This window comes from Hymenobacter puniceus (assembly GCF_014333525.1).
Classification (GTDB): domain Bacteria; phylum Bacteroidota; class Bacteroidia; order Cytophagales; family Hymenobacteraceae; genus Hymenobacter.
The window spans coordinates 133354-150153 of sequence record NZ_JACSCX010000007.1 but is presented as its reverse complement, the minus strand read 5'-3'; the positions used below and the strand labels follow the sequence as shown (position 1 = coordinate 150153).

The window sequence follows — 16800 nt, the reverse complement described above, 5'->3', positions numbered from 1 at the left end:
GGCCGGTATCGGGCGTCAGAACAAGTAGGTATAGGCCCTTTCTAGCGGGTGGGTGCGGGTGGTTACGCGGGGCAGGTGGTATTGCCGCGGCCAGCGTATTTCGCGGCTAACCCAACTTTCTGCGTTATCTTGTTCCGCCCGGGCAGGCCGCTGCCGGCCGGGGCCATATTTCGTCTTTGTTGCTCTGGCCCCGTGAATCAGCCTCTAGCCGAAACCCTGACCCATCTGCGCGTTGGCAACCAGTCGTTTCTAATTACTTTCTACCAGGAAAACCGCGACCTGTTCGCGCGCTGGGCCCGGCGCCAGCACCAGCTGGAGCCACCCGTTGCCCACGAGCTATTGCGCACAGTGCTGCTGGAATTCTACGACCAGGTATCCGACGGCCGCCTCACCAAACTGCCACCCGATCTGCGGGCCCACGTGTATGGCATGGCCGCACAGAACCTGCAAACGGCCGGAGCCGCTACCGACATGCTGCCTGCCGCTGAAGCAGGCCGCCGACAACAGCTGCTGGGGTTGTTTGGCCAACTCGGGGCCGACTGCCAGCAGGTATTGATGTTTTTCTACTTTCGGGGCTACAATTTCAAGAAGGTGGCCGGCAAAATGGGCTTTGCCAATGCCACCGTGGCCCGCCTGCAGAAAGCCGGCTGCCTGCGCCGCCTCTACGAACTCAGCATCAAGGATAGTGCTTAGGAGATGGTGTTTAGGGCTTAGGACATTAAATACACCTAGGTACTCCATTCCTAAACACCAATACCAGCTCCTAAACACTAGGCACTGAGCCCTAAGCACCAAGTAGACCTATTCCCCAAGCCCTACTCCCTAAGCCCTAAAAAATATATGTCTGACCTGCGCCCCTACCTCGATGAGCTGGAACGCTTTGCCGATGGGCAGATGTCGGAAAGTGAGCAGGAAGCCTTCGAGTTGCGCCTGGAGCAGGACGAGCAGCTCAGCAGCGCCTACGAGCAATACGAGCGGTTCACGGCCGACCTGCGTTGGGTGGCCGGACACGAAACCCTACGCCACCGCCTTGCCGGACTCGATAAGCGCCTCGACCAGCGCCAGCACGCGCTGCAGCGCGTGCAGCGCCGCCGCCGCCGTACCCAGATGCGGTGGGGCATAGCGGGTGGTTTGCTGCTGCTATTGCTGGGCGTGGGACTATGGCTGCTGCTGCGCCCGCACGCCATCAGCCCCGATGAGGCCTGGGCCCGCTACTACACCCCCGAGCCTGGCCTGACGGAGGCGGCCGCTCAGCGCACCGGCAATCCGTTTCTGCGCGAAGCCATGCAGCAGTACCGCGACGGCCATTACCCGGCCGCGCTGCACTCACTGCGCCGCATCTCCGAAAACGGCCTCAGCCCGGATACGCTGCTGTACTATACCGGCGTCACGCTGTTGCGTCAGGATGAGGCAGTTGCAGCGCGTTCTTACCTGATGCGGGCCAGCCGGCAGCCCAACTCGGCTCTTGCGGGCAAGGCCCTCTACCAGCTGGGTATGGCGCAGTGGCGCACCGGTCAGCTGCCCCAGGCCCGCACCTCGCTGCAGGCCGTAGCCCAAGACCCCCGCAACCCCTACCGCCTCGATGCCAAAGCTGTTCTGAAAGCCAAGGTACTGAACAGTCGGTAGGTTGAGTGGTGTTGGGGAGTAGCGCGAACTGTGTAGTTCGCGTCCCCAAGCCGTTTGAACGACTCTAACGGTGCGGAGGCGCGAACTATAAAGTTCGCGCTACTAACTGCCCTACGCGATTCGCCATATGACTTCTGCTTCAGTAGCGGCTAGCGGGCCGGCGGTTATCAGCATCATCATTCCTACTTATAAGGAGGCCGGCCACATCGGGCCGTTGGTGCGCCACCTGCGCGAGGCTGCCGGCCCCGATGCGGCCCTGGAGCTACTGGTAGCAGACGGCCATAGCCCTGATGCCACCGCTGCCGAAGCCACGGCTGCCGGGGCCCGGGTGGTGCTTTGTCCGCGCAAAGGCCGGGCGGCTCAGCTCAACTTCGGGGCCGCAGCCGCTACGGGCAGCATCTTCTATTTCCTGCACGCCGATACCTGTCCGCCGGTTGGGTTCACTGGCCATATCCGGGCGGCAGTGGCCGCAGGCGCGGGGTGCGGCGGCTACCGTTTGCACTTCGATCATCCTAGCTGGTTTCTGGCCCTGAATGCCTGGTTTACGCGTTTCCCGCAGGAGGTATTCCGCTTCGGCGACCAAAGCCTGTTCGTGCGCCGCGACGTATTCGAGCAAGCCGGAGGCTACCGTGAGGATATGGTGGTGTTTGAGGATCAGGAGATTACGCGCCGCCTGCGCCAGGTGGCGCCGCTGCAGGTGTTGCCCCACTACATCGTTACCTCGGCCCGCAAATACCGCGAAAACGGCGTGTGGCGGCTGCAGGGCATCTACTACCTCATCACGGCTATGTACCGCCTCGGCATGTCGCAGCAGCAGATGGTGAAAGTGTATCGCCGCCTGATCCGGCAGGATAAGGTGTGAAATTTGAACGGTGAGGTGATGACAGCTGTTTCCCCAATCACTTGGTTGCTTTCCTTCGCAACGGGTTTTCAATCAGCTCGTTGCTGGTGAAATTCTGGCCATTGGTGGCTTGGTACTGGCGGTAGCGCTCGGCTTCCACTTTGCGCCGGTCCACGAAGTAGAGGCCGCCGCGGAAGCCACGCCGCCGCACCCAGTTGTTGATCAGGAAGGCGTGGGTTTTTTCCAGCCGATTGGCGCCCCGGGTCGGCACGCCGTATTCGCCCTGAAAGTAGAGGCCGGGCGCTACGGGCGGCCGCACGATGCTGGTTGTGTCGCCGTGGCGCAAACGCTCGGTATCGGCCACCCAGTTGCCGTTGATGATGTTCACGGCCGGGTAGGGTGAAGGGTTGCCCCACATCACGCGGCGCTGCGCCCCGTTTACGTTGGCAAACCACGGCAGGTGCGACATCACGAAAGCCGAGAAATAGGCGTATTCAACCGGGTCGTAGTTTCGCTCCCGAAATACCAGCGTCACTTCGCGGTGCTCCGTCCGGATCAGGCGGCGCAGCTCTTTGCGGAAGCGGGTATCAGCCAGATACTCCAAGGCTTCGGCGAAGTTGTTGAACAGCAGCGTAAGACCGTTGTAGTGCACGGCGCCGTGCAGGTAGTTGATGGCGTGCGGCATACGCCGGCGCGTGCCGTGCGGAATTTCAGGTGTCGGCACCGATTTGCCCACCATCGTTGCCAGAAACTTACCCACCTTGCTGGCAATAACCTCGTCGGGCTCCGGCGTGTAGTCGGGCTCAACCCACTGCGTCCCGGCTTCGGTCCGGAACACCACATTGCGGGGCCACACCAGGCCTTGGTCGTCGGGCATCTGGCCTGTTACCCACGGGTGCTCGGAGCTGAACAGCCCGGCGGGCATTTTGTGCAGCGTGAGCAGACGCATCACGTGTAGGGCCCCGCCGGTGTTGTGGAGCACGTTGCCCCGTACTATATTCTGGACCAGAAACATTCGCTCTTTCACCCAGGCCCGCTTGCGGCGCGGCGCCGGCAGCGCAGCTGGACGAAGTAAATGGGGCGGCGGCAGCGTGGTAGCAGGAGTAGGCAAGGCGGGCATAAACAGGGAGTAAAGGAGTAGAATGTATAACTCCTTAGTGGCTACACGAATCATGCCTGCATTTTGGCCGCTGCACTTTCAGAGAAAGAAAGTTCCCATCAGGGTAGCATTTCTGTTGCCTCAGCGAGGCTCCTGCTTTGTTGGTCAACGCCGGAGTGGCTGTTTCTGGCTGCTTATCAGCAGTATATACTGCCATTCAAGCGGCCGGGGGCTACAGGCAGAAAGATGTTTGCTCGGGCCAGCTCTAGCCGCGGCGTGCTATGGGGTAGGGGGGCTCTTGGTTTGCCACTAGCGTAAGCTCCAGCGTATCGAGGTTGAGGGCGGCTAGGTGGGCTAGCTCAGGATTGTGGCGGTAGACGCACCCCGTATCGAGGCAGATAGCGCCAGCTTGGTTCCGGACCTGGCGCTTCACTTCGGCAATGGGCGTGGGCACGTGGCCGTGCAACAGGCGCCGGCCCTGCAGCCGCGAGGCGTCAAACGTAAACTGCTTAACGTTGAGCATAGTCGTCCAGTCGGCACGCATACGGTCCGGCGGTAAACTGAAATTGTAGCCAGCGTGTACCAATGTAAAGTCCGGAATGTCTAGCTGATACGGCAGATCATGGAGCCAGCGCAGATAACGCTCCGGAATGTCTTCGGGGCGCGCTACTCCAAAGCTGGCCAGCGTCATCTGGCGGTCGGCGGTGACAGCCCAAGTGAGGTGGGACCTTCCCTGTGCCGCGTCCAGCAACTCCTGGTCGTGGTTGCCGCGCAGGCAGTGCACCCGGAAGCCGCGCGCCGTCAGCTGCAGCAGATAATCCAGCACGCCGCGACTATCGGGGCCTTTGTTGATATAGTCACCGAGCAAATACAGCTCATCAGTAAGCTGCAGGCGTAGCTCCTGTTCCAGCAAGTGCCGGAAGGTGTGCAGGCAGCCATGCAAGTCGGTGGAAGCGTAGCGGGCCATAATAGAAGTGTAAGCAGAGCAGTAACGAAGAAAAAAGCACCCTCCGTGAAGAGGGTGCTTTGCAGAAAAATTGCGGCTAGCTGTAAGGCGGCTTGTCGATATCCGGCTTATCGAGGTTGCGGTTGGGGTGGCGCAAGCCTGCATCCAGCGCTTCTTGTTCCAGGCGCTCTTCGGTTTGTGCATCAAGCTCGTTTATGGGCAGGTTCCCAGCAGCCTTGGGCTGCTTGGTCTGGCTGGGGCTTCCGTGATTCTCTTTCGACTGCTGGTTGGTGCTATTGCTGATGTAAGGCATGGCGCGCAGAATCTAAAAGGTGAAACATGAGGTACTTCAAGCAAGCCGAACCATTCGGCCAAACGCTACTGCACAATGGCTGTATCGGTGGCGTTCAGGTCGGTGAGGTCAGCGTTGGTGCCTTGGCGGGCCAGGTCGGCGTTGGTACCGGTCGGGCGCTCCATCTGGCCCATGCCCACCCGCGAGTCAGGGTCCGACATTTCATCGGGGCCGCTGCGGGCATCGTCGCGGTCCAGCTCATCTACGGGGCGGCGGGCCTCCAGGTCGGAGTCGTCGTCGTCGGCAGGTAGGTCTTGGTTGGGTCGGTCGGGGCGGCCCTCATCGGTGCTACGCATATTGTCGGGGGGCGAGCTGGTGCGGTCGGCGTTTTCATTGACCGACACAGCCGAAATACCCGCACCGCTGTCGGTGCCGAAGCCTTCCTTGCCGTCGCGGTTACCGAAGCCGCCGCGGGCGTCCTCGTTTTTGGGCGGGTCGCCGCCGGGCGTGATGTGGCCGGCTTTCATTTCCTGTTCGGTGGTATCGTCGTTGATGACGCGCACGGGGCGGTTGTTAGGGTCAATTGCCATAGGAAGTCGAGGTAGTGGGTGAGAGGTCGGTAGTAGGTAAGTGTACTGTGGTTCGCCGATATGGGTTTAGCTTTGACGGCTTCAGCTCCCTAAAATATTCCCGCCTATCACCTGGTTTGCCATGCCCGATGCGCCTTTACCTGCCATTCGTTCTGTTCAGAGTCTGCTGCTGCATCTGGAGGCCGGGGCGGCCTTGAAGTACCTGTATTTCTGGGGCCACACCGGCGCGGGCCAGATTGGTAAAGAGGTGTTCAGCCAGTGGTATCCGGCGCCATTTAAGGTAGCAGGTGATGCTTACGCCACCGCAGAACACTACATGATGGCCGAAAAAGCCCGCCTTTTCCAGGACGAAGCTATTCGGCAGGCTATCCTGGCCGTCTCCCATCCTGACCAAGCAAAAAGGCTGGGCCGCACCATTCAGGACTTTGATGAAGCCCGCTGGAACGCCGCTCGTTTCAGTATTGTGGTGGAAGGTAATGTGGCCAAATTCAGTCAGCATTCAGCGCTGCGGGCGTTCCTGCTTGGTACGGGAGCCCGCGTGCTTGTAGAAGCCAGCCCTGTTGACCCGGTGTGGGGCATTGGTTTGGCGCAAGACCACCCGCAGGCGGCTAACCCAGCTGAATGGCGCGGCCTCAATCTGTTAGGCTTTGCCTTAATGGAAGTCAGGGCCCGCCTGGACGGTGTCCGCTAGTTTCCATATCTGCCAGGTCCTCAATGAGATAATATGAATAGTGCCTGCCTGCCACCCGACTGGACGTTCACTTACGAAGAGGTATCTAACGGCGTATACAATGTGCGTCTGGTATCCCGGCACGGGCCGGCAATCGAAATGACTGGCACGGATGTCGACGCAATACTGCGGCAAGCCATTGAAGCTACCACCGATATAGACCGGCAACTGACAGAGCTCAGAGCGAAGCGCACCAAGAAGTAATCTTCTGCGGTCATGCCGGGCAACCCACCGAACCCCAATCCCCCAACTCCCATGTGGACCGAAACCGATAACACCCTGACCTGCACCTTCCGCTTCAAGGATTTTAAAGTGGCCTTCAGCTTTATGACCGATGTAGCCGAGGAAGCCGAGCACCAGCAGCACCATCCATGGTGGAGCAACGAGTACAATGTGGTCAGCTTCCGCCTGCGCACCCACGACGCCGGCAACATCGTCACCGAAAAGGACCACGCCTTGGCCGCTGCCATCGACCAGCTGGCCGCCGGGTATGGCGGGGTGGTGGCGTGAGTTGGTAGTTGTCGGTTGGTAGTTGTCGGTTGTCGGTATTGTTTTACTGCTGCAACTACCAACCGACAACTACTAACTCCGCTACCTTTGCGGCTATGGCTAACGCTCCCAAAACCCTGCTTTACCTCGTGCCCACGCCCATCGGCAACCTCGAGGATATCACCCTGCGGGCCATCCGGATACTGGGGGAAGTGGACACGGTGCTAGCCGAAGACACCCGCACCAGTGGCCGCCTGCTGCAGCATCTGGGCCTGAAAAAACCTATGCTCAGCTACCACCTCCACAACGAGCACCAACAGGTGCAGCGCCTGCTGGAGCGCCTGGAGCGCGGCGAAACCATGGCCCTGGTTTCCGATGCAGGCACGCCCGGAATTTCCGACCCCGGCTTTTTGTTGGTGCGCGAGTGCCTGGCCCGGGGCCTGCGGGTGGAGTGCCTGCCGGGCGCCACGGCGTTTGTGCCGGCGCTGCTTAAGTCGGGTTTCGGGACCGAGCGGTTTACGTTCGAAGGGTTTCTACCCGTGAAAAAGGGCCGCCAGACCCGGCTGCAGGAACTGGTGCACGAGCACCGCACCATGATTTTCTATGAGTCGCCGCACCGGATTGTGAAGACGCTGGAGCAGCTGGCCGCCGTGCTGGGTGCCGAGCGGCCAGCCTCCGTGAGCCGCGAGCTGACTAAGCTGTTCGAGGAAACCGTGACGGCGCCGCTGGCCGAGTTGGCCGCCAACTTCGCGGCCCGCGCCACCATCAAGGGCGAAATTGTGCTGGTGGTGCAGGGCCGCGAGAAAGAAGAACGTATCAAGCAGGAACGTTATGCAACCGACGACCGTGACGAATAACCCTACGCTGGCTTCTACTAAAACGGCCGCTCCGGCTGCTGGTCGCCTGGCGTACTGGCTGCCCAGTCTGCTGGCCCTGTTGAGTGCGGCGTTGCTGTGGTTGGGCTGGCCGGTGCATCCGGCGGCTCTAGCGCTGGTGCTGCTGGTAGCCTGGGTGCCGTTTCTGCGCATGGAGCAGCTGCTGGTGCAGCGCGGCGCCAGCGGCTGGAAGGTGTTCCGCTACGCCTATCTAAATCTGGTGCTCTGGAACGCCTTCACTACCTATTGGGTGAGCTACAGCACGTTGGGCGGCGGCATCACGGCCGTTATCTGCAATGCGTTGCTGATGAGTGCGCCCGTCATGGCGTTCTACCACACCAAGCGGCTGGCTGGTCCCACGCTGGGCTACCTGTCGTTGCCTATCTACTGGATTGCCTTCGAGCAGCTGCACCTGCACTGGGACCTCACCTGGCCCTGGCTTACGCTCGGCAACGGCTTCGCGCAGGCTAACTATCTGGTGCAGTGGTACGAGTACACCGGCTTTCTGGGCGGCTCCGTCTGGATGTGGGCCGTGAATATTCTGGTGTTCTTGTCAATTAAGAATTATCAATTAAGGATTAAGAATGAAGTAGTTGAGAAAGAGCGTAGTCACCAATTCTCAATTCTTAGTTCTCAATTCTTAATTCCTATTGCCGCAGGCTTGGCGGCTGCGCTGCCTATTGCCTTGTCCCTGATCATCGGCAGCAACTACCAGGAAAAGGGTGCGCCTGCCGATGTGGTAGTGGTGCAGCCCAACGTCGATCCGTACCTGGAGAAGTTCAGCAGCACGCCCAACTTCATTCCCTACGACGAGCAGCTCAGCCGCCTGATCCGCCTCACCGAGCAGCAGCTCACGCCCCAGACCAAGCTGGTGCTCTGGCCCGAAACGGCCCTGGAAGAACCGTATTTCGAGCAGTCGTTTGATGCCAACCCCAAGGTGCAGCGGGTGCGCAACTTTCTGGCCCAGCACCCGGGCCTGGAGCTGATTACGGGCATCACCAGCATCACGCAGTACCGCACCAAGGAAACAGCCACACCCACCGCCCGCTTCCGCGACGACCTGGGCTACTACGACGTGTCGAACACGGCCGTGCATTTTCCCGGGACCACAGGACAAGTCACGTTTTACCATAAGTCGCGGCTGGTGCCGGGCGTGGAAAAGGTGCCGGTGGCGCTGGCCTCGCTCATCAACAACATCGACCTGGGCGGCTTCGTGGGCTCCTACGGCAGCCAGGACGAGCGCACCGTGTTCCAGACCGCCACCCCGGCTCTGCGCATGGCTCCCAGCATCTGTTACGAGTCGGTGTACGGCGACTTCATGGCCGAATACGTGAAGCGCGGCGCCACGCTCATCGGCATCATCACCAACGACGGCTGGTGGTCTGACTCGCCCGGCCACCAGCAGCACGTGCAGTACGCCACACTGCGTGCCATCGAAACCCGCCGCGACATAGCCCGTTCAGCCAATACGGGCATTTCGGCGTTCATCAACCAGAAAGGCGAGTTCCTGGCGCGCACCAGCTGGTGGACTCAGGACGTCCGCCGCCACACCGTGCACCTCAACACCGAGCAGACGTTCTATGTCCGCCACGGCGAGCTGATCGGGCCCACCTGTCAGGTGCTGGCGGCGCTGCTGCTGGGCTTCACGGTGGTGCAGGGTGTGCGGCGCCGGTAACAACCGGTAATCAAAACCCGACCGTCATCCTGAGTTTACGAAGGACCTTATTACGGCTGCTTTACTGCTAAACAACTCGTTCCTGCCTGATAAGATCCTTCGCAAGCTCAGGATGACAGATGCTTTTCTTGACTTTATCAATCACATGGATTACAACGAAATCAGCTTTCAGCTGGCGGCCGTAACGCGGCACGCCGGGCAGTTTATCCGCCAGGAGGCGGCTACTTTTCACCGCGGCCACATCGAAAGCAAAGGCGTCCACGACCTGGTGTCGTACGTGGACAAGGAAACCGAGAAGCTGCTGGTAGCGGGCCTGCGCGAAGTACTGCCCGAGGCCGGCTTCATCACCGAGGAAGGCACCGAGGGCGCCGACCGCGCCGAGGAGTTCAACTGGATTATCGACCCGCTCGATGGCACCACCAACTTCGTGCACGGCCTGCCCGTGTACTCCGTGAGCGTGGGTTTGATCCGGGGGCAGGAGTTGGTGGCAGGCGTGGTGTACGAGGTAGTGCGCGACGAGTGCTTCCGGGCGGCCAAGGGCGCCGGCGCCTTCTGCAACGAGCTGCCCATCCACGTCAGCGACGTGCCCGACCTCAACAGCTCGCTCATTGCCACCGGCTTCCCCTACACCGACTTCGGGCTGATGGACGACTACCTGCAGGTGCTGGGCGCGTTCATGCGCAAGTCGCACGGCGTGCGGCGGCTGGGCTCGGCGGCCGTGGATCTGGCCTACGTGGCGGCTGGCCGCTTCGAAGGTTTCTTCGAGTTCAACCTCAACTCCTATGACGTAGCCGCCGGCCTGCTGCTCGTCACGGAAGCCGGCGGCCGCACCACCGAGTTTCTGCACGATGGCGACCCGCTGTTCGGTCGCCAGGTGGTAGCCAGCAACGGCCACGTGCACCAGGAAATGCAGGACACCATCCGGGAGTTCTGGAAGTAAAGCCTGACAGAGCGCACATGAAAAGGGGCCGGCTTCACGTAGAGCCGGCCCCTTTTCATGTGCGCTCTGTCAGGCTCACTTCAGGCTGTACTTGCTCTTGAACTTGCGGTTCAGGTAGAGCTGCTTGTTCTCGGAACTGAACGCGCGGCCGTCAATGTAGGCGTGAGTAATGTTGTTGGTGCGCATGTCCAGCAGGTCGCCGCTGCTCACGACCAGAGTGGCGCTTTTGCCGATTTCCAGGCTGCCGTAGTCTTTGTCGATGCCCAGGATGCGGGCAGGGCTGAGCGTTACGGCCGTCAGGGCCTGCTCTTTGGTGAGGCCGAAGCCGGCCGAGGTGCCCGCAATGAAGGCCAGATTGCGGGAGCCCGCCGTTTCCATGCTTCCTTCATAGTCGAGGCAGTAGCGGATGCCGGCCTGCTGCAGAATGTTCGGCAGCTTGTAGGGCAGGTCGTAGTCGTCGCCGGGGCGGCGGGGCAGGGCGTGGGTGCGCGAGAGCACCACGGCAATGTCGTGCTGCTTCAGGAAGTCCAGCATCATCCAGGCGTCGCGGGCGCCTACCACGGCCACTTTCTGCGCGCCCAGCCGCTTGGCGAAGCTCACCGCTTCCACTATTTCCTTGCCGTAGTCGGCGTGAATGAACAGGGTTTTGGAGCCATCAAAAATCCCGCTCAGCGCCGACAGCCTGAGGTTTTCACGCCGGCCGGCCGGCAGGTTCTTGTACGCGGCAGCCTCGGTGAGCATGGCCTCCAAGTCGCGCAGCTGGGTCTGGCGCTCTTTGGTGCGCCGCTCCACCGCTTTTTCGTCCTCGGCGGGGTTGAGCTTGAGCACCATGGCCGGCCAGTTCAGGTGCAGGCCATCGTCGGGGCGCACGGCGGCGTCCTGCCAGTTCCAGGCATCGAGCTGCACAATGCTGCTCTGGCCCGAGAGCATGCCGCCGCGGGGCGTAATCTGTGCCAGCAGCACGCCGTTGGTGCGCACCGTCGGGATAATGTCGGAGTCGGTGTTGTAGGCAATCAGGGACCGGACGTTGGGGTTCATCAAACCCACTTCCTGCTCGTCCACCGTCGCCCGGATGGATTCCACTTCGGTGAGGCCCAGCGTGGTGTTGGGCAGAATCAGCCCGGGGTACACCTCCTGGCCTTTCACGTCAATCACATCGTAGCCGGCGCGCTGCGCGAAGCCGCTTTGGGCGCCCGCGTAGGTGATGCGGCCCTTGTCGAAGGCCACGGCGGCATCGGGCACCACCGTGCCGTTGCCCACGTGCAGGTTGCCGCCCACCAGCAGAATCGGCTTGCTTTGAGCCGGGGCCGGCATGGGCACCTGCGCGGTAGCCGTAAGCGCCGCCAATAGGGGCAAGCAGAACAGTAGTTGTTTCATTGTTGAGTTCATTAGGAGGATAGTTCCCCTGCTTTTTCAAATTCCGCGCATCAAGCGGCGTGGGTGCCCGAAGGGCGGGGTGGTTCAATCGTTAGGCAAGTCTGCCTAGTCTCCGTGCTGAGTTTGGCAAGTACCTGAGCAACGTCAGCAACGAGGTCAACCACCCCAGCGTCGCCTTTGGCGCCGCATCCCCTCCTCATCTGAGGAGGGGAGTTAATCGTTCTGTTCTACTGGTCTAGCTCTTTTTCCTCGCCGTCGGTGTCGCAGTGGAAGTGGCCGGTGGGTTTGGCGGTGGCCGTTTGGGTGGGCGCGCCGCTTTTCTTGGCACTCAGCATTTTCTGCACGATGCGCAGCCGCTCCCGCTCCATTTCCTGGCGCAGCACCTTGTCGGATTCGAGGTCGAACAACTGGCGGCCATCCACGAAGGTGCGCTCGGCGTGGGTGTACACGCTCAGCGGGTGGCCGCTCCACAGCACCACGTCGGCATCTTTACCTTCCCGGATGCTGCCCATCTGCTTGTCCAGGTGCAGCATGCGGGCCGGGTTGATAGTCACCAGCTTCAGGGCTTCCTCTTCCGACAGGCCGCCGTACTTCACGGTTTTAGCGGCTTCCTGGTTGAGGCGGCGGCTCATTTCGGCGTCGTCGGAGTTGATGGCCACGTTCAGGCCGGCGTCGTGCATGATGGCGGCGTTGTAGGGAATGGCGTCGCGCACCTCGTTTTTGTAGCCCCACCAGTCGGCGAAGGTGCTGGCCGCGGCTCCGTGGGCCTTCATCTTGTCTGCCACCTTATAGCCTTCCAGAATGTGCGTGAAGGTATTCACCTTGAAGCCCATCCGGTCGGCCACGCTCAGCAGCATGTTGATTTCGCTCTGCACGTAGCTGTGGCAGGTGATAAAGCGCTTATTGTTGAGGATTTCCACCAGCGCGTCCAGCTCCAGGTCGCGCCGCGGGGCTTCCGCTTTCTTCTGCTTGCCTTTGCCGAGCTTGTTGTAGGCGGCCCACTCCTTTTCGTACTCGCGGGCCCGCGTAAACGCATCCACAAACACCTGCTCCACACCCATGCGCGACTGTGGGAAGCGCAGCACGTTGGCCTCGCCGGCATTCGACTGCTTCACGTTTTCGCCCAGCGCGAACTTGATGAACCCATCGCCACCCGCCACTTTCAGGTCTTCAGGCGCCGCGCCCCAGCGCATCTTAATCAGCTGCGACTGACCGCCGATGGGGTTGGCCGAGCCGTGCAGCAGTTGCGCCGCCGTCACGCCGCCGGCCAGGTCGCGGTACAGGTCCACATCCTCGGGGTCGAGCACGTCGCCGATGCGCACCTCCGCCGTTACGGCCTGGGTACCTTCGTTTACGCCCCCTATAATACCGATGTGGGAGTGCTCATCAATAATGCCCGGCGTGAGGTGCTTGCCGGTGCCATCCACCACGCGGGCGTCTTTGGCGGTCAGGTTATTGCCGATTTTCGAAATTTTGCCGCCTACCAGCAGCACGTCGGTGTTTTCCAGCTTGCCGGCGGCCTCACTGGTCCAGACAGTGGCGTTTTTAATCAGCACCGTTTCCTGGGGCGGCATGGCCGGGCGGCCGTACGCCGCAAACGGGTACAGAATGGCTCCGAGCTGCACCGGCTCCGGCGCCTTCACCGAGTCGCGCCGGGCGGCGCGGCTGGCCATTTCCTGGCGGCGGGCGGTCCATTTCACCAGGACTGCATCGGGCAGCTGGCCGTCGCCCTGAAACACGCGGGTTTCGGGGGTGTAGTAGCCGCTCAGGCGGATGACCTCCGCCTTTTTATCCTTGCCGGCCGGAAACACGATGGTCGCCAGCTCGCCATTTACGCTAATGCTGCCTTTCAGGGTGTCTCCTGGCGCTAGTACCGCTTTCAACTGGGGCGCTTCCGGCTTGCCTTCCACGAGGAGCGCCATATTCGCAGAAAGCTTGAACTCATTGTTCTTCACCTTTTCGGCCGTAACCAGCTGCAGCGTGTACACGCCGCGGTAGTCAGCGGGCAGGTTGCTGAGCTGGTACCGCTCGCCCTGAATCCAGTTGTCGAGCAGCACGTTGTCCTCGGCAAACAGCCGGGTGGAGCACACCAGGAAGTTGGCGGTCAGGCCGGGTTTCAGGCTACCTACTTTGTCCTGGGCCTTGATCAGCTCGGCGGGCGTGGCCGTGAGGGCGCGCAACGCCTGCTCCTCGGTGAGGCCGTACTGAATGGCCTTGCGCAGGTTGGGCAGAAACTTCTTCTTGTCTTTGAGGTCGGCCGCCGACAGTGCGAAAGGCACGCCGGCTTTGGCCAGCAGCGCGGCGTTAGCGGGCGCCATTTCCCAGTGCTTCAACTCTTCCAGCGAAATGCGGGAGGCGTCGTACACGTCGTCCACGTTGTAGGCGTCGGGAAAGTTGAGGCTTACTACGAACGACGCGCCGGTAGCTTTGATGTCGGTCAGGCGCTGGTACTCGTCGCCGCGGCTCTTGATGATGTACTGGGTCTGGAACTCGTCGCCGAGCTTGTCGGCCCGCAGCGCGTTCAGCTTGTCGCTCACCTCAAAAATTTGCGGCAGGCTGCGCTGCTCCTGCCACGCTTTCAGCGACAAATTCTGCTCTTTGCCGGGGTTGCGCTGGTTCCAGGCGGCATCCAGAAACGTCTGGCGCAGCAGCGCAATGCTGCCCATCAGGGAGCCGGGGTAGTTCTGGGTGCTGCTGCCCTTGTCGAAGGAGTAGCCGGCGGCGGCGCGCTCCAGCAGCAGCACCTCGTTTTCGCGGTGGCCGGCGGTGGCCAGCGTCACCAGCGCCGCCGTGCCGCGCGCAATGCCGTCGGGCTGCTGCGTCAGCACCGCCCCAAAGCCCAGGCGGCGGTACACATCGGCCTGCTCGTCGTTCACCTTGAAATCCTGCGCCGCCTGGGTTTCCGGATGAATGGCCTGGTTCCAGTCGTAGGCGCCGGTTTTTTTGGTTTCAAACTGCGGCGGCGGGCGGCGGCCGGTGCGCTCGGGTGGCTTCACTTCGGGCAGGCCGTAGCTGGCCGCCAAGTCCACGAAGCCGGGGTAGATGTACTTGCCCTTCAGGTCCTGCACCACCGCGCCGGCCGGAATCTTCAGGTTCGGCCCCACGGCTTCCACCTTGCCGTCGCGCACGATGAGCGTGGCGTCGGTGAGCCTGGTCTTGTAGTCGGTGAAGATGGTGGCGTGGGTGAAGGCGTAGAGGCCCGGCCGCTGGTCGTAGACGCCATTGCGCGGGTAGGTAGTGGGCTGGGCGTATGCCCCCAAGCCGCTTAGCAGCAGTCCGCCCGCCAGCGTAAATCGAAGAGTAGGAGTTTGCATGCAGATGGTAGGGTGAAAGGCCGCCCAAACAGTGCTAAATGGCCGGCCGGCGTTCAGCTGGAGAAGACCAACTCTTGGCTAAAGTACAGCCAGATGCCAGATCATCAAGTAAAAGCGGAAATCTTACAAGACCCTGGCAAAACAGGCGTGGCCAGCCCACGCCGGACGTTGCCGCCCGCAGGCTGACGACGTCTGCGGCAGCCCGCCTTCCGCCCACACCAAACTTTTACTGCGGCATCGTAGTTTTGCGGGTACTATGTGGATGCAAACTCTCATCATCGGGCTGCTCTTTGCGGCGGCGGCGTTCTACGTGGGCCGGCTGTTCTGGCGGGCCTTCTTCGACAAAACCCAGGCCGGCTGCGCTAAAGGCTGCGGCGGGGCCTGCTCCACCATCGACGTTGACCGGCTGCAGCGCACCATCGAGCTGGCGGCCTCCCGCCCCAACGCCGAGAAGTAGGCCGGATTTCCTTCCCGAAAATAAAGCAACCCGCCCCCGTACCGGCCTCGTATAGCCGGGGCGGGGGCGTTGCAGTTGCCCCTGTTCCTACGGCCTGTTTCCATCCTCGCATACCACACAACCATGCAAGACAAAGAAGAAGAACGCTCCCTCGTGAAGGTAGAGCAGCAGCTCAACAAGGACGGTTTCACGGAAGACTTCCGCGTGCAGGATGGCCGGTTGCACACCATTGGCAACGACCGCAGCAAGGGCTACGCGCCCAATGAAGTAACCATCGTGGACTTCTACCGCTTCGAGGGCGAAAGCAACCCCGACGATATGTCTATTCTCTACGCCATCCAAACCGCTGATGGTGTGAAAGGCACTATCTCCACCGCCTTCGGCACCTACGCCGATGGCGACGTCGACGAGTTCCTGCGCACCGTGGAAGACCTCGGCAAAGACCTCGACAAGAACCACAAGTAAGCAGCCGGCTTCGGCCCTGCCCGCTGAGAAAAAGGCGCCCGGAATCTGTTCCGGGCGCCTTTTTGTGTGTCTGACGGATGGCTAGGCTTTCGGCGTTGCCGGCGGATCAGCTGGCGGCGGGGCCAGCCGGCGCAGCACCGTTTCCGGCACGTCCAGCGTCCGGATCGGGAACGGGATGACGATGCCGGCCGCGTCGAAGGCGCGCTTGATGCGCACGATGGCCTCGCTCTTGGCCGACACGTAATCGAGCTGCCGCTCAAACGGCACCCAAAACCGCACCTGAAACGCAATGGCACTCTCGCCGAACTCGGTGAACATCACGTCGGGCTGGCGCTCGGGGGCCAGGTTGGGCACCTCCCGGATGGCGGCCAGCGCCACGCTGCGTACCTCGTCCAGGTCGGCATCGTACGTGACACCGCAGTCCACGTCTACGCGCCGGAAGCTGTTGATGGTGAAGTTGATGAGGGCGTTTTCGAACACCTTGCGGTTGGGCACCCGCACCAGCTCGCCGGTAGCCTGGCGCAGGTCGGTGGTGCGCAAACTCACGCGCTCTACCAAGCCGGTGTAGTCGTTGGTCTTGATAACGTCGCCGACTGTGAAGGGCCGCTGCAGCACCAGAATGATGCCGCTGATGAAGTTAGCCGCAATGTCCTGAAAAGCAAAGCCCAGCGCTAGCCCGATGATGCCCACGCCCGCCAGCAGCGACGTAACGGTTTTCTGCAGATTGAGCACCTCCAGCACAAAAAACAACCCGATCAGCAGCACTATCACGTAGCTGAGCGTGGCCACCAAATCGCGCAGGGCCGCGCTGTGCGAGATGCGCGGAAAAACGGTCGTGACGCCGCGCTTCACCAGCCGGGCCGCGTAGAGCGTGGCCACCAGCACCAGCGCCGCAATCAGCAGGTTGGGCAGCATCACAATGAACTCCTGCCCCCAGCCAATCAGCTTGCGGGACAGCATCGTAAAGGCTTTGTCGATCTGGGTCAGGCCGAACATGGGCGCGGGTAATGAGGTGAGCAATGCAGCAAGATAGAAACCAGGCCACACTCACGCACGGCCGCTACGCCGTGCTGTTCGAGCGGCT

At 61.6% G+C, this 16800-nt stretch carries 17 protein-coding genes; 10 read left to right on the top strand and 7 right to left on the bottom strand.

Annotated elements, in window-relative coordinates:
* The first annotated feature begins 192 nt into the window (after window positions 1-192).
* From H8B14_RS17840 to H8B14_RS17830, 3 genes are all read left to right on the top strand, one after another.
* Window positions 193-693 carry a helix-turn-helix domain-containing protein gene (locus H8B14_RS17840; protein ID WP_187317024.1) on the top strand — a complete coding sequence of 167 codons (501 nt, stop codon included), beginning with the start codon at window positions 193-195 and terminating at the stop codon, window positions 691-693.
* Between the two features lie 147 nt (window positions 694-840).
* The gene (locus tag H8B14_RS17835; RefSeq protein WP_187317023.1) at window positions 841-1626 is read left to right on the top strand and encodes a tetratricopeptide repeat protein; all 786 of its coding nucleotides are present in this window, start codon (window positions 841-843) and stop codon (window positions 1624-1626) included.
* 127 nt (window positions 1627-1753) lie between these two features.
* Window positions 1754-2488 carry a TIGR04283 family arsenosugar biosynthesis glycosyltransferase gene (locus tag H8B14_RS17830; protein WP_187317022.1) on the top strand — a complete coding sequence of 245 codons (735 nt, stop codon included), beginning with the start codon at window positions 1754-1756 and terminating at the stop codon, window positions 2486-2488.
* Between the two features lie 37 nt (window positions 2489-2525).
* Here the strand turns inward: H8B14_RS17830 and H8B14_RS17825 are convergent, their stop codons facing one another.
* The 4 genes from H8B14_RS17825 to H8B14_RS17810 form a co-directional block, all read right to left on the bottom strand.
* Entirely contained in the window at window positions 2526-3587 is a 1062-nt protein-coding gene (locus H8B14_RS17825) for a hypothetical protein (protein WP_187317021.1), read from the bottom strand.
* A 244-nt stretch (window positions 3588-3831) separates the two neighbouring features.
* Entirely contained in the window at window positions 3832-4533 is a 702-nt protein-coding gene (locus H8B14_RS17820) for a metallophosphoesterase (protein WP_187317020.1), read from the bottom strand.
* Window positions 4534-4609: 76 nt separating this feature from the next.
* Entirely contained in the window at window positions 4610-4825 is a 216-nt protein-coding gene (locus H8B14_RS17815) for a hypothetical protein (RefSeq protein WP_187317019.1), read from the bottom strand.
* Window positions 4826-4890: 65 nt separating this feature from the next.
* Window positions 4891-5394 carry a hypothetical protein gene (locus tag H8B14_RS17810; RefSeq protein WP_187317018.1) on the bottom strand — a complete coding sequence of 168 codons (504 nt, stop codon included), beginning with the start codon at window positions 5392-5394 and terminating at the stop codon, window positions 4891-4893.
* Between the two features lie 121 nt (window positions 5395-5515).
* Here H8B14_RS17810 and H8B14_RS17805 point away from each other — a divergent pair, with 121 nt between their 5' ends.
* From H8B14_RS17805 to H8B14_RS17785, 5 genes are all read left to right on the top strand, one after another.
* Window positions 5516-6085 (top strand): NADAR family protein, encoded by a 570-nt coding sequence (locus tag H8B14_RS17805; protein ID WP_187317017.1) that lies wholly within the window; start codon window positions 5516-5518, stop codon window positions 6083-6085.
* 294 nt (window positions 6086-6379) lie between these two features.
* The gene (locus H8B14_RS17800; RefSeq protein WP_187317016.1) at window positions 6380-6634 is read left to right on the top strand and encodes a 4a-hydroxytetrahydrobiopterin dehydratase; all 255 of its coding nucleotides are present in this window, start codon (window positions 6380-6382) and stop codon (window positions 6632-6634) included.
* Window positions 6635-6729: 95 nt separating this feature from the next.
* Window positions 6730-7470, top strand: coding sequence for a 16S rRNA (cytidine(1402)-2'-O)-methyltransferase (gene rsmI, locus H8B14_RS17795; RefSeq protein ID WP_187317015.1), 741 nt, complete (start codon window positions 6730-6732; stop codon window positions 7468-7470).
* A complete protein-coding gene (lnt, locus tag H8B14_RS17790; protein WP_187317014.1) occupies window positions 7445-9163 on the top strand; it encodes an apolipoprotein N-acyltransferase in 1719 nt (572 codons plus the stop codon). The genes rsmI and lnt overlap by 26 nt, the downstream gene beginning before the upstream one ends.
* A gap of 145 nt (window positions 9164-9308) precedes the next feature.
* Window positions 9309-10103: an inositol monophosphatase family protein gene (locus tag H8B14_RS17785; protein ID WP_187317013.1), complete on the top strand. Its 795-nt coding sequence runs from the start codon at window positions 9309-9311 to the stop codon at window positions 10101-10103.
* A 75-nt stretch (window positions 10104-10178) separates the two neighbouring features.
* Here H8B14_RS17785 and H8B14_RS17780 read toward each other — a convergent pair whose 3' ends face one another.
* Both H8B14_RS17780 and H8B14_RS17775 read right to left on the bottom strand, forming a co-directional pair.
* Complete coding sequence (locus tag H8B14_RS17780) at window positions 10179-11480, bottom strand: amidohydrolase family protein (RefSeq protein ID WP_187317012.1); 1302 nt, start codon at window positions 11478-11480, stop codon at window positions 10179-10181.
* A 227-nt stretch (window positions 11481-11707) separates the two neighbouring features.
* Entirely contained in the window at window positions 11708-14794 is a 3087-nt protein-coding gene (locus H8B14_RS17775) for an amidohydrolase family protein (RefSeq protein WP_187317011.1), read from the bottom strand.
* Window positions 14795-15050: 256 nt separating this feature from the next.
* Between H8B14_RS17775 and H8B14_RS17770 the strand changes: the two genes are divergently transcribed.
* A complete protein-coding gene (locus tag H8B14_RS17770; RefSeq protein WP_261990083.1) occupies window positions 15051-15251 on the top strand; it encodes a FeoB-associated Cys-rich membrane protein in 201 nt (66 codons plus the stop codon).
* A 123-nt stretch (window positions 15252-15374) separates the two neighbouring features.
* On the top strand, window positions 15375-15716 hold the full coding sequence (locus H8B14_RS17765) for a hypothetical protein (RefSeq protein ID WP_187317010.1): 342 nt from the start codon (window positions 15375-15377) through the stop codon (window positions 15714-15716).
* Between the two features lie 81 nt (window positions 15717-15797).
* On the opposite strand, the gene H8B14_RS17760 is transcribed toward H8B14_RS17765, so the two are convergent.
* Window positions 15798-16736, bottom strand: a complete 939-nt coding sequence (locus tag H8B14_RS17760) for a mechanosensitive ion channel family protein (RefSeq protein ID WP_261990082.1) — start codon at window positions 16734-16736, stop codon at window positions 15798-15800.
* Window positions 16737-16800 lie beyond the last annotated feature (64 nt).

What these genes read in the sequence shown, in the direction of transcription:
- H8B14_RS17835 (WP_187317023.1), top strand. Translation starts at nt 841, where the DNA reads ATGTCTGACCTGCGCCCCTACCTCGATGAGCTGGAACGCTTTGCCGAT.
- H8B14_RS17830 (WP_187317022.1), top strand. Translation starts at nt 1,754, where the DNA reads ATGACTTCTGCTTCAGTAGCGGCTAGCGGGCCGGCGGTTATCAGCATC.
- H8B14_RS17825 (WP_187317021.1), bottom strand. Translation starts at nt 3,587, where the DNA reads ATGCCCGCCTTGCCTACTCCTGCTACCACGCTGCCGCCGCCCCATTTA.
- H8B14_RS17820 (WP_187317020.1), bottom strand. Translation starts at nt 4,533, where the DNA reads ATGGCCCGCTACGCTTCCACCGACTTGCATGGCTGCCTGCACACCTTC.
- H8B14_RS17815 (WP_187317019.1), bottom strand. Translation starts at nt 4,825, where the DNA reads ATGCCTTACATCAGCAATAGCACCAACCAGCAGTCGAAAGAGAATCAC.
- H8B14_RS17810 (WP_187317018.1), bottom strand. Translation starts at nt 5,394, where the DNA reads ATGGCAATTGACCCTAACAACCGCCCCGTGCGCGTCATCAACGACGAT.
- H8B14_RS17805 (WP_187317017.1), top strand. Translation starts at nt 5,516, where the DNA reads ATGCCCGATGCGCCTTTACCTGCCATTCGTTCTGTTCAGAGTCTGCTG.
- H8B14_RS17800 (WP_187317016.1), top strand. Translation starts at nt 6,380, where the DNA reads ATGTGGACCGAAACCGATAACACCCTGACCTGCACCTTCCGCTTCAAG.
- rsmI (WP_187317015.1), top strand. Translation starts at nt 6,730, where the DNA reads ATGGCTAACGCTCCCAAAACCCTGCTTTACCTCGTGCCCACGCCCATC.
- lnt (WP_187317014.1), top strand. Translation starts at nt 7,445, where the DNA reads ATGCAACCGACGACCGTGACGAATAACCCTACGCTGGCTTCTACTAAA.
- H8B14_RS17785 (WP_187317013.1), top strand. Translation starts at nt 9,309, where the DNA reads ATGGATTACAACGAAATCAGCTTTCAGCTGGCGGCCGTAACGCGGCAC.
- H8B14_RS17780 (WP_187317012.1), bottom strand. Translation starts at nt 11,480, where the DNA reads ATGAAACAACTACTGTTCTGCTTGCCCCTATTGGCGGCGCTTACGGCT.
- H8B14_RS17775 (WP_187317011.1), bottom strand. Translation starts at nt 14,794, where the DNA reads ATGCAAACTCCTACTCTTCGATTTACGCTGGCGGGCGGACTGCTGCTA.
- H8B14_RS17770 (WP_261990083.1), top strand. Translation starts at nt 15,051, where the DNA reads ATGTGGATGCAAACTCTCATCATCGGGCTGCTCTTTGCGGCGGCGGCG.
- H8B14_RS17765 (WP_187317010.1), top strand. Translation starts at nt 15,375, where the DNA reads ATGCAAGACAAAGAAGAAGAACGCTCCCTCGTGAAGGTAGAGCAGCAG.